Below are 15982 nucleotides of genomic sequence, written 5' to 3'. Positions count from 1 at the left end.
TCATTCCCAATCAATCGCCTGTAAAAATCGTTCAAGAATGGCATTCTGGCTGCGCCCTTTGCGTGTTACCACGGCAATTTTACTGGTGAAATGACAACGTTCTGGCGCGATAGCGCGCATCATATTTTTCGCCACCCACTGTGCGGCATAGTGATCGGGTAAAAAACCGATAAAGCGCCCGGTGAGAATCAAAAACGCAATGCCTTCGCGGTCGGTGGCCGTGGCGTTGCAGTTGAGTTTCTGATGCATGGCAATGGCTTCTGCAGTCATGCGGAAAGCAGGCGCGATAGCATCACACCTTTTCAGTTGCTCATCGTCAGGCACGAGGGAAAACAACGCGTGGGTGTCGCTACAGTAAAGCTGTGATCGCTCGTCATACAACGGCATGTAATCCAGGCCTGAAATCGGCGCGGTGACCGGCAGTGCTCCGACGTGCAAGCGACCATCCATCAGCCCTCTTTCAATCTCTGCGGCCGTCATCATGCTGATATTCAGCCGAATATCGGGACCTATCTCATGCAGTTTCTCCAGCGCATGGGTAATTTTCATGCGTGGTTGCGTGACCAGATTATTGATAATCCCGATATTCAAATCCCCGCGCAGCTGCTTATGCATCTGATTAACCTGCAGGCGAAACTGCTCGATAGCCGCCATCATACTTTCGCTGTGTCGCAGGATCTCACGCCCTTCTTCGGTCAAGGCAAAACCCGCCCGTCCGCGTTGACACAATCGCATGCCAAGTCGCTTTTCAAGATCGCCCATGTGCAGGCTAATGGCCGATCGCGTCATGCCCAACAAACTTTCTGCTGCAGAGAAGCTGCCGCTCTCATTCACAGTTTTAAACAGGCGCAATAATTTGAGATCAAAGTCGGTGACCTGCGCGAGCGATTTGCTTTTCATATAGGTGAGTAAATCAATAACTGAAGATGAATTAATAGGGATTTAACTTAACTAACCGTTAAATGCAAACTCTTCATACACCTGTCTGGAGAAACATCATGTCTGATGCTGTCAACACTACCGATCTCAATCTGCAAGCGCACTGGATGCCGTTTACTGCCAACCGGAATTTCCAGCGCGATCCCCGTATCATTGTCGGCGCTCAAGGCCGCTGGCTGACTGATGATAAAGGACGGCAGATTTTTGATAGCCTTTCCGGTTTATGGACCTGTGGCGCGGGCCACTGCCGCAGTGAAATCCAGCAGGCGGTGGCGAAACAACTGGGTACGCTCGATTATTCCCCCGGCTTCCAGTACGGCCATCCTCTGTCATTTCAGCTGGCAGACAAGATTGCCCAGCATATGCCGGGTGATCTAAACCATGTGTTCTTCACCGGATCGGGCTCGGAATCAGCAGACACGGCGGTGAAGATGGCGCGCGCTTACTGGCGCATCAAAGGCCAGCCGTCGAAAACCAAATTTATCGGACGCGCGCGAGGTTACCACGGCGTAAATATCGCCGGAACCAGCCTGGGCGGCATTGGCGGCAATCGTAAGATGTTCGGTCAGTTTATGGACGTTGACCATATTCCACACACGCTGCAAACCGATCTGCCCTTCACTGCTGGCCAGGCCGAAACCGGCGGTGTGGCGTTGGCTAATGAGATGCTGAAATTGATTGAGCTGCATGATGCTTCTAACATCGCCGCCCTGATTGTTGAGCCTCTTTCCGGCTCTGCGGGGGCGATTATCCCACCGGTAGGCTATCTGCAACGCTTGCGTGAAATCTGCACCCAGCACGATATTTTACTGATCTTCGATGAGGTCATTACCGGTTTTGGCCGCATGGGCCGCTGGAGCGGCGCTGAGTATTTTGGCGTCATGCCCGATATTCTCAATTTCGCCAAGCAGATCACCAATGGCGCGGTGCCGCTGGGTGGCGTGGTCGCCAGCAGCGAAATCTACAACACCTTTATGGCGCAAAAACTGCCAGAACACGCGGTTGAATTTGCTCACGGCTACACCTACTCTGCCCATCCGGTGGCCTGTGCGGCGGGCCTGGCGACGCTGGAGTTACTGGAACATGACGCGCTGATTGCGCAATCCGCCGAGCTGGCACCGCATTTTGCCCATGCACTGCATGCGCTGCGTGATTGCCCGAACGTCATCGATATCCGCAACTGCGGTCTGGTGGGTGCCATCCAGCTTGCGCCTCGCGGCGGCGATGCCACCATTCGGCCGTTTGAAGCGGGCATGGCACTATGGAAAGCCGGTTTTTATGTGCGCTTCGGTGCCGATACGCTGCAGTTTGGACCGATGTTCAATACACAGCCTGCCGAGTTGGATCGCTTGTTTGACGCTGTAGGTGAGACGTTGCATCACATAGCGTGATGGCACAGTGCCCGCGCAGAGAACGGATTAATCAAAGCTGCGGGCGGCAAATCTCCAAAAGGCGTCCAGCGCGGGGGAAACTTCCCGGCCCGCAGCGCGAACCAAACCAAAACGCCTCACCGTGAGCGGTTGGATTGGCATGGCAATAACGCCTGTCATGTTCTCGGGTAACGTGGATTCCGGCACTATTGCCATACCCATACCTTCTTTCACCAGCGCGCATGCGCTGGCCCAATCTCGCACCGTAATTCGCACATCGGTTAAGGCTAGTCCTGCCTCTTCCACCAGGCTCCCGCCATTCACTTTGCAACCCCCGGTTGCCAGAATGAAAGGCTGTTGTTGGAGTTCCTGTAATGTCATACCCGCGCGGTGGCTGCGTGCCAGTTTATGCTGAGCAGGCAGTAGCGCCATCCAGCGATCTTGCCCGAGCAGGATGGCGTTATCTTCCAGCCGAGGATTTAATACCACGCCCACATCCACCTCATCACGCTGCAGCCAGGTGACGACCTCCTCGTCACTGCCCTCAATAACATTCAAATTGATGCCGGGGAAATCGTGCGCGAACTGCTTTATCAAATCAGGCAATAAGACTGAGACCACCGAAGGAAAGCACGCCAACCGCACGCGACCCTGGTCCAGACCCCGCGCCTGGTGAGCCAGCGAACGAATAGCGTCTAAGTGATCAAGCATTTGCTGCGCCTGTTGCACCACTTCACGGCCGACATCCGTCAGCGAGATGGCGATGCGGCTGCGATGGATCAACGTGACGCCGAGAGATTTTTCGAGCTGCGTAATGGCCTGGCTGGCGGCGGATTGCGTCATGCCAATTGCGGCCGCCGCACGGGTTAAGTTCTCGTGCGCGGCGACCGCGACTAAAAGTCGCCAATGAGTAAGATTCATCATGTCAGTAGCCCAGCTAATGATGAGGTAATTAAACATTAATTTTACTGACAACATGCACGCAAGCAAGATGCATGCAGACAACAGCAACCAGGATTTTCGATGAAACTTTATTTTGCCCCTGATACCTGTTCACTGGCGCCACATATCGTTCTGCGTGAACTGGCACTGCCTTTCACGTTGGTTCGAGTCAACAACCAGTCAAAAAAGACCGAAGACGGAGAGGATTTTTATCACATCAATCCCAAGGGTTATGTCGCTGCGCTGGAGATGGATGAGGGTTCGATCCTGACGGAAGGCCCGGCGATTTTGTTATACCTCGCCAGTTTACAACCCTCCGCACCGCTATGCGTGGCGCCCGGCGGAATGGATTACATCAGGCTGCTGGAGTGGCTCAATTTTCTTGCCACTGAACTGCATGCGGGTATGGCGCCGCTGTTTAATCGCGCATTACCCCAGCAGGTACGTGAGGGATTTGAACAGCGCCTTTTCCAACGTTTTGCATATTTAGAACATGCGTTAAGGCCTGGGCTGTTTTTGCAGGGCGAAACGATCGGTTTGGCCGATATTTATCTGTACGTTCTCTGTGGATGGTGCAAATTTTTCGCGATTGATTTAACACAATGGCCGACCCTGCAAGCGCATTTTCAGCGTATTCATGCGCGACCAGCCGTGCAAGCGGCCCTTTTGGCGGAGCAATAATTGATGCGTTTCTACATATAATCCAACATCTTCTTCATACTCTCTGCCGATTCTTCTGATTCAATACCTTTTTGCATTCAGTCTGGATCGGCCATGCTCCGTCGCCACTTTCTTACCGGTTTACTGCTCTCCCCCTTTGCTGCGCGCAGCGGCTTTAGCCTGGCCGCTTCCGCGGCAAAACCCGCACAGGTATTGCCCTTGTGGCCAAAACAACCGCCTGGTGGCGGTGGACCTTTAGGGGCGATGACGTTTAGTGCCAAAGGTGCGCAGCGGAATATTGCCATGCCGACGCTCACCGTCTTCAAGCCTGTTCAGCCGAAGGGACGCGCCGTACTGATTGCGGCTGGCGGCGGCTATACGCGTATCGAAATGGGCAAAGAAGCCTGGCCCGCTGCCGCGTGGCTGGCGGCTCAAGGCTACACAGCGTATGTGCTGAGTTATCGCCTGCCGCAGGAAGGCTGGAAAGATGGCGCGTTAGTGTCACTTCAGGATGCACAGCGCGCACTGCGTATCGTGCGCCACCGTGAGAACAATGTCAGCGTATTGGGCTTTTCGGCTGGCGGGCACCTGCTGGGAATGGCGGCGAACCGCGCGGATTTTCACGCTTATCAGGCCAGTGATGCAATGGACAATCTCCCCGCAACGGCCGATCGTGCCGCGCTGATCTATCCCATCATTACGCTTGAGCCACCTTATGAGCACACCTCCACGCATAAAGTGTTGGTCGGGAAAGACGCATCACTCAGCGCGGATACCGCCTGGTCGGTTCAATCCTATGTTAATCCGCAATCACCGCCGTTTTTCCTGGTGCAGGCCGAAGACGATCCTGTTTCCGATCCACACAACACCTTGATCATGGCTGCCGCGTGCAAGCAGCAGCATGTGCCGGTTGAGATGCATCGCTATCCCATCGGGGGGCATGGTTTTGGATTGGGTAAGCCCGGCACACAAACGATTGAGTGGCCGGGACATTATCTGCAATGGTTAAACGCTTAACGCGGCGGAAGGTTGAGCCAGGCCCGCCAGCAACGTCTCCGAACTGGCCACCGCACCAAAAATACCGCCCTGCATGTGAATCATGCTCAGTGCCGCTTCGTGGTGTTTTAGCTCAGTCGCGGCGCAGCAGTCGGACAGCACCATGCACTCAAATCCGCGATCGTTGGCTTCGCGCAGCGTGGTATGCACACAGACATCGGTGGTGATCCCCGAGATAATCAGATTGCGGATCCCCTGACTGCGCAGGATCAGTTCAAGATCGGTGGCATAAAAAGAGCCTTTGCCTGGCTTATCAATGATGGTTTCACCCGCCAGAGGCGTCAGCTCCGGGATGATTTCCCAGCCCGGCTCACCGCGCACCAGAATGCGACCACAGGGACCGGGCGCACCGATTTCCGCCTGCATCCGCTTTGAACGCCAGCGTTTATTGGCCGGCAAATCACTCAGGTCAGGACGATGGCCTTCACGCGTATGGATGATCGGGAAGCCTAACTCCCGCATGCGTGCCAGCACGCGCTGCAAAGGCGCTATCGGAGCGCGGGTAAGTGCGATGTCATACCCCATGCTATCGACGTAGCCGCCCTTGCCACAAAAATCGGTCTGCATATCGATAATGATCAGTGCGGTATCCGCAGGCGTACACCCCCCATCAAAGGGCCAGGGATAAGGTGTTGAATCAATGGTGAATTCAGGCATTTTTCTGCTCCATCAGGCTCGCTGCGTTTTCACGTTTCAGTTTGACAATCAAAGTGTAACTGGCAGCAGCCGTCACCAGGCCAATCACCGCTTCACCAAACTGCGGGAATTCAATGTGGGCAATCACCGCACACAAGCTGCCAATCGCCCAGGCGGCAAAAGCGCTACCGCGCAGACGACGGGTTTTGCGCTGCTCGCTGATTTTTGCCATGAAGATCAGGTCAACGATCATGACCGCACCAAACGGCGGTACCACGATGCCGAGCAAACTCAGCCACTCGAGGAAGTAAGACCAGACGCCCGCCAGTGCCAGTGCCCCGCCGATGGCGCCGAGAATCAACGTCCAGACACGCATCTTGCTGCTGAACAGATGGCTGAAGCCAACGGCGCCGTTGTACAAACAATGGGTGCAAACAGAGCCGAGGTTAATGAAAACAAACAGGAAAGCGATGATGGAGAGTAACGTGCCATGGTTCATCAGCATTGGCAGGAAATTACCGCCATTATTGACCGGATCAACCGCCGCGCCCACCGCTACAATCACCACACCGAACAGATATGAGATGACGTTCGCCATAGGAAAGGCGGAAAACGCCGCGATAACCGCTGATTTGCCGTCTTTCGACCAGCGGGTAAAATCCGCGGTCATGGTGCCCGAATCGGCGAATCCTGCCACCACCATTGTCACCGCCGTTCCCATGCTCATGGCGCCGACTGCACCAGTACTGCCTTTGAACTGAGTGATGGTGCTGAAATCGTGATCCTGCCCAATCAACCACAGTGCGACCAAACCGAGCACCACAAACAACGGTGCGGCAATCATGCCCAGAATCGACAACGCACGTACGCCGAGGAAGGTGACGCCGGTATACAGCACCATGGCGATAGCGGTCACCGCGAGTGCGTTCCAGCCAAAGGTTTGGTTAATGACTGTACCGGTTAAACCCGTTTGAAACGCATACCAGCCAATCACGACGGTCGAGAGAAAACCGGAAACGAGGATATAGCCTTTAGTGCCAAAGGTACGCTTTGCCTGCAGGGCGAAGTTCATCCCGGTGTTACCTGCAAACCAACTCAGTGCGCCAACATAAGCGAACAGCACCAGATTGCCGAGCAGGATGGCAATCAGCGCGGGCCAGAAACCCAAATGCCAGGTAATAATGCCACCAAACAACGCGTTGGTAAGGATCATCGGGAAACCGAACCAGACAGCTGATACCGACCGCGTCGAGTGACGGTGACTTAAAGGAACCGGCTCGTGTTCAAATTCCTGCTCCAGCGCAGGGGAGGATTTGTTACTCATGGGCAACTCCGATTAAGTCAGGATAAAGGTGATTCCACGGTTGGATGCGCTCGAAAGCGGCACTTGCCGCCAGCACCAGGCCATCGTCCAGATGACGACCCACGATTTGCAGACCAATCGGCAAGCCACTGGCGGTGAAGCCCGCAGGGATTGAGGCCGCCGGTTGGCCAGTGAAATTGAAGGGATAACAGAACGACAACCAATGGTCGCTGCGCACCATGCGCCCATCGATGATTTCCGGTCCCTGCATATTGAGCGGGAACGGCGGTACTGCCAGCGTTGGCGTCAACAGCAAGTCGTAACGCTGCATAAATCGCCACAGCTGATTGCAGATCTTCTTGCGTGCGGTATTGGCGTCGGTAAAGTTTTCAGCGCGCCATTCGCGTTGCAGCATGGCGCTCAGATGAGGTGACATGCGTGAGCCCAGTTCGCTTTGCATCTGACGCATGCCTGTGAGATCGCTTTCAAACGCCACCAGCGCGGCAAAGGTGGCGCCTTCATCGGCAATATCTGGATCAACCTCTTCTAATTCTGCTCCCAGTTCACTGGCGAAATGTCGAGCGGTATTAGTGACAACGTCACGCACCTCTTTATCGACGGCGACATAGCCAAAATCGGCACTAAACGCAATGCGCAGCCCGTTTAAGGGTTTTTCCAGAGAGGAAATCCAGTTCACGTCGCTGCAGGGAATGGAGTGACGATCGCGCATATCCGGGCCTGCCATCACTGACATCATCAGTGCGCTGTCACGCACCGTGCGTGTCATGGGGCCAATATGCTCCAGTGATTCCCAGCTAGAGACGCCGGGAAAGCGTTCATCGCGGCAGCCGGGCCATAACGGCACCCGCCCCATCGAGGCCTTGAATCCATAAACGCCGCAGTGCGCCGCTGGAATACGTACCGATCCGCCGCCGTCACTGCCTAATGCCATCGGGCAAAGGCGAGCGGCGAGCGCCGCGCCGGATCCGGCACTGGAACCGCCGGGCGTTTTGCTCAAATCCCAGGGATTGCGCGGTGAAGGAAACAGCGGATTGTGCCCAACGCCGCTATAACCAAACTCGGGCGCAGTGGTTTTCCCCAGCAGCACAGCATCAGCAGCCAGCAGGCGCTCGACCGTGATGTCGTCATCTTCAGGAATGAAATCGGCATAGGCTGCCGAACCGGAGGTGGTTTTCACACCCGCCGTGCAAATGAGATCCTTTACCGCCAATGGCACACCCGCAAAAGCCCCCAGCGCTTCACCGCGTGCACGCTTCGCATCCACCACTGATGCCTGCTGTAACGCCAATTCGGGTGATGCCGTACAAAAAGCCCGAATCAGTGGTTCGCGTTTTTCCATACGATCCAACGCGGCTTGCGTTAATTCGCGGGCAGACACCTCGCCATTGCGGATCAACGCTGCCAATGTAGTAGCATCCTCATCCAGTAAAGCCTCAAACATGATTCATCTCCCGATTTGGTCACTTAACGGGATTAATGCAGTTTGCGTGCCACAAGGCGTTAAAAAATGGCTGCCTGGCGGTAATCCCTGAAGGGATACGGGCTTGGATACAAGATCGAATACTTATGTTTCGTTTTAATGCATTCGGTTTAACCGGAAGCACAAAAATAGCGCAGCGATGCGCCATTTTGGTCATCACCGATGCAGGCTGCTTTCAGCGTTGCTAAATGTCACTGGCTGGATAAAACATCATCGGAAAATACAGCGCCACGTCATGCAGTTGTAACCTGCGTATTATTCGATTTTTAATTCAGTAAACATTTCATAAACGATATCACGAATAGGATAATACTTATCACGGCTAAAATGAGAAATGTGTCAGGGTGTGCGAGGTTAAGTCAGGTCTCATTTCCCATTATTTTATCTGAGGGCGAACGGGTGAATTATTTCGATGTATCCATTCTGGCCGTAATACAGGGGCTGGCAGAGTTACTGCCGGTTTCCAGCTCTGCACACGTCATTATGACGGAGAAACTCCTGGGGCTGGACCCTGCGGCCCCCGATATGACACTGTTGCTGGTGATGCTGCATACCGGCACGATGTTCGCGGTGATTGTTTACTTCTGGAATAACTGGCGGGAGACCTATTTCAGTTCGGGCCGTGCATTTAAGAAGAATGTATTTTTAATTATTCTCGCCACCGCAGTGACCGGCGTAGTAGGTTTGACGCTGATGAAGCTGATTAAATATTTCTTCGCCGCAAACGCCGACACGTTTGAAATAGAGTCGTTGTTTAGTAATAGTAAAATAATCGCCAGTGGTCTCGCTGCCGCAGGCTTATTAATTATCCTCTCTTCACGCCTGAAAGAAAAAGATCGCGGCGAACTTTCGCCCTTAAGCGCTGCAGGTATCGGTTTCGTTCAGGGTTTATGCCTGCCATTTCGCGGTTTTTCTCGTTCTGGCGCCACGATTTCTACCGGTCTTTCATTGGGTGTGGCCCGTAAACGTGCGGAAGAATTTAGTTTTGCGTTAGCCGTGGTGCTGACACCGGCGGTGATCGTTAAAGAGGGCCTGCGTGCTTTCAGTTCAGGTTCTGCTGGTACGGTCGCAGTGAGCAGCGGCGTGCTTCTGCCCAGCCTGGTGGGCATGATACTGAGTTTTGTCGCCGGACTTCTGGCGCTACGCTGGCTTTCCCGCTGGCTGGAGCATGATCGCTGGCATCTGTTCGGTGGCTATTGCTTGTGCGCTGCGGCACTGATTGGTTGGTTGGGCTGAGATATCATGGCTGTCTAAATGCTACCTGAAAAGGGAAACAGCAGGTATTCCTGCTGTTTCCTGGATATTAGCGCTGGGGATAAAATTAACTTTGTGCACTCATTAAGCGCACAGCAAAACCAAAGAACAACATGCCCGTGAGCATATTCCCCAGTTTTACCAGACGAGTGCGGTTTTTCAGAAAGCGAACCATCACGTTGCCCGCCATCAGCAAAATCAGGTAATAGCTCAGGCTGATCAGTTGAATCATCGAGCCCAGCACTGCAAAGGCAGGCGCAGTGTGAGTGACTGCTGGATCAATAAACTGGATGAAAAAGGAGACGTAGAACAGAATGGCTTTCGGGTTGGTCACGCCCAGCAGCAGTGCGCGCAGGAAATAATTTTCTATTTTAACGGCTTCAGCGGGCTGGTTACCTTCGCGCTTGCGCAATGCACCCAGAATGATTTTTACGCCTAAGTAGAGCAGGAACATCGCGCCCAGATACTTCACCACCATAAAAATGTGCGGACTGGTGCGAATCAGCGTCGCAACACCGGCCCAGGCAAGGAAGATCAGAATCAGATCACCCATCATCACCCCTGCTATCGCCTTAGACGCCGCTTTAGCACCGCGGCTCATCCCTGTACGCAGCACGTATAAACTGTTTGGGCCGGGCAGCAGAATAATCACCAGCGCACCCGCCAGAAACGTCCAGACATTAATAATTCCTACATCGTGCAACATAACAACCACTACTCCACCGCCATGCAGGTTGATTCGCCCGATGGCTTTTGTTTTGATTTGACAGGTGAAAATTGACAGCGGATCGCGCTGCAATTGGGCCGATATAGTAGCAGATGACGCTGTGCCATGTCGTCCGACGACTGCGTATCACTGAAAGAGTCATAGGCGCCTGCCAATTAGCGCTATATAATCCATTGCATTACGCTGCAGGGATAACTCATGAACACAACGCTTAACCGCCTGATTCTGGCGGGCTTACTCACCTTCACCTCTTTGAACACCTTCGCCAGCCGTGTGGTGACCGACCAAATTGGTCGTCAGGTGACGATCCCCGATCAGGTCGATCGCGTGGTGGTGCTACAGCACCAAACGCTGAACCTGCTGGTGCAACTCAACGCGACCGATAAGATCGTCGGCATCCTCGCGAACTGGAAGCAACAGTTGGGTGATGGCTACGCGCAGCTGGTGCCTGAACTGACACAGAAAGCCATGCTGGGCGATCTTACCCATGTGGATTTAGAAAAATTGGTGGCGCTGCATCCGCAGGTGGTTTTTGTCACTAACTACGCGCCAAAAGAGATGATTGACCAGATTTCGGCGCTGGGCATTCCGGTATTGGCTATTTCCTTACGCCATGACGATGCAGGGGAACAAGGCAAGATTAACCCCAGCATGCAAAATGAGAATCAAGCTTACGATCTCGGCATCAAAGAAGGGATTACCTTGATTGGTGAGGTGGTGAATAAGCAGCAACAGGCCAAAGAGCTGATTGCCGCGGCGTTTGCCGGACGTAAACTGGTGAGCGATCGTCTGCAAGGTTTAACTGAGCAACAGCGTGTTCGTGCTTACATGGCCAATCCGGACCTCACCACTTATGGTTCTGGCAAATACACCGGTTTGATGATGTCGCACGCGGGTGCCTACAACGTTGCGGCATCAACCGTTCAGGGTTTCAAGCAAGTCAGCATGGAGCAAGTTGTGGCATGGAATCCTCAGGTGATTTTTGTCTAGGATCGCTATCCTCAAGTGGTGGATGAGATCCAACAAGATCCACGCTGGCGCACCATTGACGCGGTGAAGCATCATCAGGTCTGGCTGATGCCGGAATATGCCAAAGCCTGGGGATATCCAATGCCAGAAGCTATCGGCTTAGGTGAGCTCTGGATGGCGAAGAAACTCTATCCGGAAAAATTCCGCGATATTGATATGCAACAGCAGGCTGATCGCTGGTATCAGCATTTTTATCGGACCGCCTATCATGACAACGCTGCACATTCTGGCAGCCGGTAGTCTGCGCGGTGTCTGGCCGGATCTGATGACAGCCTTTCATCATCAGTCTGGCCTGACGACCGACACCCACTTCGGCCCTGCTGGCTTACTTCGGCTGAGGATTGAACAAGGTGCACAATGCGATTTGTTTGCCTCCGCCAATCTTAAGCACCCGGCCACGCTGTTACAGCGCGGTCTGGCAATGCACACCGGCAAATTTGCCGCTAACAGCTTATGTTTGACCGCCAGACGTGACGTTGTCACCGAAAACGACACCTGGCTTTCACTTTTACAACGTGACGACCTGCGGCTGGCAACATCGACGCCGTTAAGCGACCCTTCCGGCGATTACACCTGGCAGCTGTTTGACAATATCGGACAGGTTTATCCAGGCTGCGGTGAAAGGTTGAAACAGCGCGCGCGTCAGCTGGTGGGTGGCATCGATAGCCTGGCTGTCCCCACGGGCGAACTGGCAGCACAATGGTTAATCGACCAACAGCACGCAGATCTCTTCATTGGCTACGCCAGCTATGCTCCACATCTAATCAATCATCCGCATTTGCTGGTATTGAGCATCCCGGAACCGTTCAACATTCAGGCGGAATATGGATGGGCGACTTTCACCCACTCTGCTAATCCCCTTGCCGCCTTTCTCAGTACAACAGCGGCCAGAGCCATTCTGCAACAGTATGGTTTTGCCTGAATGCTGTTCAAAAACGGTCAACGTAACAAACTGCGCACGACCATGCGTGCGCCGAGCAGTTCGACTCTTAAACGATGAATGATTTTGCGATAGCGGCTGGTTCGCTGTTGAGTTTCCAGCACCCGGCGCAGCAAAATGCAGTAATCCATCACCAGTCCTGGCGTCCACGTCATGCCTTCTGCGCGGCTGCGTACCAGACTCAACAACCAAAAATCGGGGTTGAGGATGACCCAAAGCCCTTTCAAGCCGTGTTGACCTAACAAGCCTTCAGTCGCAACGTCCAGCGCCTGCATCACGCTGGTCGAACAGTTACGTGATGTGAGGTTATAGCGGGTATCCGTTGCATTCGCGCGCCAGTAATTGCGTAATGCTGCCTGATTGTAGTGCGTGAGAACCAGACGTTTATCAGGGCGGCACCATCTTTTGATTTCACTTTCCAGCGATGGCAGTAAACAACCCTCAACGTCGAACTCCTCTTTTGCGCGCAGCGTTTGCAGGAAACCGCGCAAGCTGCGTGAAACGTCATCAACCGGGTAGAGGCTGATATAGAGTTCATCACCCATCTCTAGCGATGTATGGCCGGTAGACACTTCACCGCGATGGTCAATCGCTGCGACCCAACGGTCAAACCATGGACGTCGTCCCGCAACATCACCGGATCCCAGAGGGGTCCAGATGTAGATATTTAGCGGCACGCTGGCATGCCCGGCCTGCAGCGGCGGATGTTCATAATTCAGCCCATGCGGCGCACGTAAACCTTTACGGGTGAAGAGAGGAAGTGCGGCCACACTGGTGTTCTCTGGCAACGCGTGAATTTGCGCTCCCATGAACAAGAGATTGATGCCCCATCCCGCCAGCAAAAGTGCAAAACACAGCGGCACGATCACATGCGGAGCCAGCGGCCAATGGATGGCAATCAGGACACTAAACAGGATTTCCGCGCATCCGAGGCTGAATTTCCGCGTCCATCGCCGACAGCGCATCAGACTGCATGAAATGACACGGAACCCGCCATCCAGCAGAAAAATAAAGGCAAAACCCAGCGAGAAGCAGAGGCTGCTGTCATGCGGTGCAATGAACACCAACAGGCCAAACAGCATCAGCCCTGCAGATTTCATCAAAGGTGGCCAGGCAATGCCGGCAGGCGAATAGATTTCACTCATCGCTTCCGCCAGCCCTTCAACCGCAAGGAATACCCCTAACACATGCAAGGGGAACGATAAACTTCCATGTTGCAACAGATCCATCAGGATCCCGGCACTCGCACCAGCACACAGCAGGCCCAGCCCGGTCAGATAAGGCCAACCCGCTCTTAGCGCCGGTCCACCCATCAACAGAAATAATAGTCGCAGCAAAGGTACTCTCCAGCGGATAACACAGCTCAGCACGGTCTATAGACGCGGGCAACTAACAGGAGTTCTGTTACGCCTCGGCAATTCTGACTTCGTTTACTGATGGTTGTGACTGTGAGGGCACTCTACGTGGCGAAGATTAAAATTGGCTTAACGATAAAGTAAATATTGGCTTATTTTTTGAACAACACAATGCTGAATTTGTGGCGATTTCAGGCTGAAACCGCCACTGACTCGCGGGGCCCACCCACCTTAACTGATTGATTTAATTCATTGTAGTTATCGCGCAGCAGATGAATATGCGGCTGGCGTAGGTTTCACACTGCTGCGTGTCGTTGAATCAGCAGCTTTATAAAACTGTTGAGGCAGGGATTGCGGTTATCGCTGCTCCAGGCAACGGCAAGATTAACCTGCGGCGCATCCGCCAGCGGTTTGAAGACGATGCCATCCATTTTGAGTTGTTGAACAGATGAAGGCACCAATGCCACATAGCTAGCGTCATTGACCAGGCTAAGCATGGTGTGTTGCAGACGAACCTGCAGACTGACCATCGGTTCAAAACCATGAGCCCGGCAATAATCCATAATTACCGCGGTTAATCGGCTCCCGGCGCTGGCGGAGGTCATCACAAAAGGATCGTCGCGCAGATCTTCGATCTGCAATTTCCGACTTCTCGCTTTAGGATGTGTGCGCGACATGGCCACACACAAAGGCTCGGTTAACACGGTTAAGGTTTGCATGCCCACGCGCGCGCTTCCTTCCACCAGTACCGCTAAATCGACTTCACCCGCCAGTACTTTATCTGGCAAATCTTCGGTAACCGCTTCTTCCAGCTCCAGAGCAATATTGGGGAAGTGATGGCGAATCAATCGCACATACTCCGGGATCACGCTGTGTGCAGAGTACATAGTGAAACCCACGCGCAATAAACCCGATTTGCCCGCGGCGGTGTCACGCGCTAGTTGTTGCGCCTGCTGGAGTGATTCGAGGATCTTACGTGCATCCTGGTAGAAGCTCTCACCGGCGGGCGTCAGCATTAGCTGGCGCGTATTGCGTTCCACCAGCTGTGTACCCACCGCTTTTTCCAGTGCAGCTATGTGACGACTTAGGGACGGCTGTGACAGATGCAGACGCTCCGCGGCACGGTGGAAATTTTTCACTTCTGCCAGCGCGATAAAGTACCGCAGAGGCTTCATATCAAGCATGATTCATTTTCCGTATCAATCCCGGCCAAATTTGCTATTGGATCTGCATCACTAAAGGCACTAGAGTCCTTCAGCTTACTGGGAGGACACAATGATAGCTACGTTTCTGATTCTTTTGCCGGTTTTCGGCTTAATTGTGGCGGGTTACGCTTGCCGCATGCTGGGCGTGTTGGGGCCGACCTCAGCGACGGAATTGAATAAATTTGTGGTTTGGCTGGCGCTGCCCGCGCTGCTGTTTGACATCATGGCACACACGCCGTGGCACACCATTTATCAACCGGGATTCTTCTGGGCGTTTGCCCTCTCCTGCGCCGCCTCATTTGTTATCGTGTTTGCCTGTCAAAAATTCAAAGGCAAATCCACTGCCGATGCCAGCGTCGATGGCGTTGCCGCCGCCTATCCCAACACCGGTTATCTGGGCTTCCCGTTGTTGTTACTGGTTTTTGGTAAAAGCAGCCTGATCCCCACCACCACGGCGACTATTGTGGTGGCGTGTATCCTGTTCGCGATTGCCATCGCGATGATCGAGATTGGTTTGCAGAGTGAACGTGAATTTCATCGACTGGCGATTAAAGTACTGCGCGCCATTTTAAAGAACCCGCTGATTATCTCACCGCTGTTGGGGGCAGCTTGCTCCAGCGCGGGTTTGACCATGCCCGGCAGCGTTGAAACCTTCCTAAAACTGCTCGGCGGTGCGGCCAGCCCTTGCGCGCTGGTGTGTTTAGGGGTGTTTCTAGCCAGCCGACAAAAAGCCAAAGCCAGCGAATTGCCCACCGCGGCGAAAATGAGTTTCACCACGGTGGGCCTGGTCGTGGTGGCCAAGCTGGTGATGCAGCCGCTGCTGACCTGGATTTTAGCCGTCTGGCTGTTTCACCTGCCGCAGGATCTCACCAACATGGCGATTCTGCTGGCGGCACTGCCCACCGGCACCGGGCCCTTTATGCTGGCTGAGTATTATCGGCGTGATGCGCAAATCACTTCTGGCGCGATCCTCATCTCCACGGTGCTGTCGATTGTCACATTGGTGGCAATCATGCACTTTATGCAGGTGACGCCTGTCGCTTAGCGCGTTAGTTCGCCGCTGAG

General features: G+C 53.9%; 14 protein-coding genes and 1 pseudogene. 7 read left to right on the top strand and 8 right to left on the bottom strand.

The window, feature by feature from the left end:
- Entirely contained in the window at positions 1-900 is a 900-nt protein-coding gene (locus FD744_RS05165; protein ID WP_160867553.1) for a LysR family transcriptional regulator, read from the bottom strand.
- Between the two features lie 98 nt (positions 901-998).
- Between FD744_RS05165 and FD744_RS05160 the strand changes: the two genes are divergently transcribed.
- A complete protein-coding gene (locus tag FD744_RS05160) occupies positions 999-2330 on the top strand; it encodes an aspartate aminotransferase family protein (RefSeq protein ID WP_160867552.1) in 1332 nt (443 codons plus the stop codon).
- 27 nt (positions 2331-2357) lie between these two features.
- On the opposite strand, the gene FD744_RS05155 is transcribed toward FD744_RS05160, so the two are convergent.
- Positions 2358-3233, bottom strand: coding sequence for a LysR family transcriptional regulator (locus FD744_RS05155; RefSeq protein WP_160867551.1), 876 nt, complete (start codon positions 3231-3233; stop codon positions 2358-2360).
- A 99-nt stretch (positions 3234-3332) separates the two neighbouring features.
- Here FD744_RS05155 and gstA point away from each other — a divergent pair, with 99 nt between their 5' ends.
- Together gstA and FD744_RS05145 are read left to right on the top strand one after the other, a co-directional pair.
- A complete protein-coding gene (gene gstA / locus FD744_RS05150) occupies positions 3333-3932 on the top strand; it encodes a glutathione transferase GstA (RefSeq protein WP_160867550.1) in 600 nt (199 codons plus the stop codon).
- Positions 3933-4025: 93 nt separating this feature from the next.
- Positions 4026-4928 (top strand): alpha/beta hydrolase, encoded by a 903-nt coding sequence (locus FD744_RS05145; RefSeq protein ID WP_160867549.1) that lies wholly within the window; start codon positions 4026-4028, stop codon positions 4926-4928.
- On the opposite strand, the gene FD744_RS05140 is transcribed toward FD744_RS05145, so the two are convergent.
- From FD744_RS05140 to FD744_RS05130, 3 genes are read right to left on the bottom strand one after another with little or no spacing between them, the layout of a single operon-like run.
- Positions 4917-5624, bottom strand: coding sequence for a cysteine hydrolase family protein (locus FD744_RS05140; RefSeq protein WP_160867548.1), 708 nt, complete (start codon positions 5622-5624; stop codon positions 4917-4919). The genes FD744_RS05145 and FD744_RS05140 overlap by 12 nt on opposite strands.
- Positions 5617-6927, bottom strand: coding sequence for a cytosine permease (locus FD744_RS05135; RefSeq protein WP_160867547.1), 1311 nt, complete (start codon positions 6925-6927; stop codon positions 5617-5619). The genes FD744_RS05140 and FD744_RS05135 overlap by 8 nt, the downstream gene beginning before the upstream one ends.
- Positions 6920-8368: an amidase gene (locus FD744_RS05130; RefSeq protein WP_160867546.1), complete on the bottom strand. Its 1449-nt coding sequence runs from the start codon at positions 8366-8368 to the stop codon at positions 6920-6922. Before FD744_RS05130 ends, FD744_RS05135 begins: the two co-directional genes overlap by 8 nt.
- A 438-nt stretch (positions 8369-8806) precedes the next feature.
- Here FD744_RS05130 and FD744_RS05125 point away from each other — a divergent pair, with 438 nt between their 5' ends.
- Positions 8807-9643, top strand: coding sequence for an undecaprenyl-diphosphate phosphatase (locus FD744_RS05125; protein WP_373424360.1), 837 nt, complete (start codon positions 8807-8809; stop codon positions 9641-9643).
- Between the two features lie 85 nt (positions 9644-9728).
- Here FD744_RS05125 and leuE read toward each other — a convergent pair whose 3' ends face one another.
- The gene (gene leuE, locus FD744_RS05120; protein ID WP_058961387.1) at positions 9729-10367 is read right to left on the bottom strand and encodes a leucine efflux protein LeuE; all 639 of its coding nucleotides are present in this window, start codon (positions 10365-10367) and stop codon (positions 9729-9731) included.
- A gap of 219 nt (positions 10368-10586) precedes the next feature.
- Between leuE and FD744_RS05115 the strand changes: the two are divergent.
- Positions 10587-11657, top strand: a pseudogene (locus FD744_RS05115) (ABC transporter substrate-binding protein).
- A complete protein-coding gene (gene modA, locus FD744_RS05110) occupies positions 11626-12339 on the top strand; it encodes a molybdate ABC transporter substrate-binding protein (RefSeq protein WP_160867544.1) in 714 nt (237 codons plus the stop codon). Before FD744_RS05115 ends, modA begins: the two are co-directional and overlap by 32 nt.
- Before the next feature lie 17 nt (positions 12340-12356).
- On the opposite strand, the gene FD744_RS05105 is transcribed toward modA, so the two are convergent.
- On the bottom strand, positions 12357-13694 hold the full coding sequence (locus FD744_RS05105; RefSeq protein ID WP_160867543.1) for a DUF4105 domain-containing protein: 1338 nt from the start codon (positions 13692-13694) through the stop codon (positions 12357-12359).
- A gap of 314 nt (positions 13695-14008) precedes the next feature.
- Positions 14009-14896 (bottom strand): LysR substrate-binding domain-containing protein, encoded by an 888-nt coding sequence (locus FD744_RS05100; protein WP_160867542.1) that lies wholly within the window; start codon positions 14894-14896, stop codon positions 14009-14011.
- 91 nt (positions 14897-14987) lie between these two features.
- Between FD744_RS05100 and FD744_RS05095 the strand changes: the two genes are divergently transcribed.
- Positions 14988-15962 carry an AEC family transporter gene (locus FD744_RS05095; protein ID WP_160867541.1) on the top strand — a complete coding sequence of 325 codons (975 nt, stop codon included), beginning with the start codon at positions 14988-14990 and terminating at the stop codon, positions 15960-15962.
- Positions 15963-15982 lie beyond the last annotated feature (20 nt).

Source organism: Pantoea sp. Taur, from assembly GCF_009830025.1.
Taxonomy (GTDB): domain Bacteria; phylum Pseudomonadota; class Gammaproteobacteria; order Enterobacterales; family Enterobacteriaceae; genus Pantoea; species Pantoea communis.
This window is presented reverse-complemented; position numbering and strand designations above follow the sequence as displayed.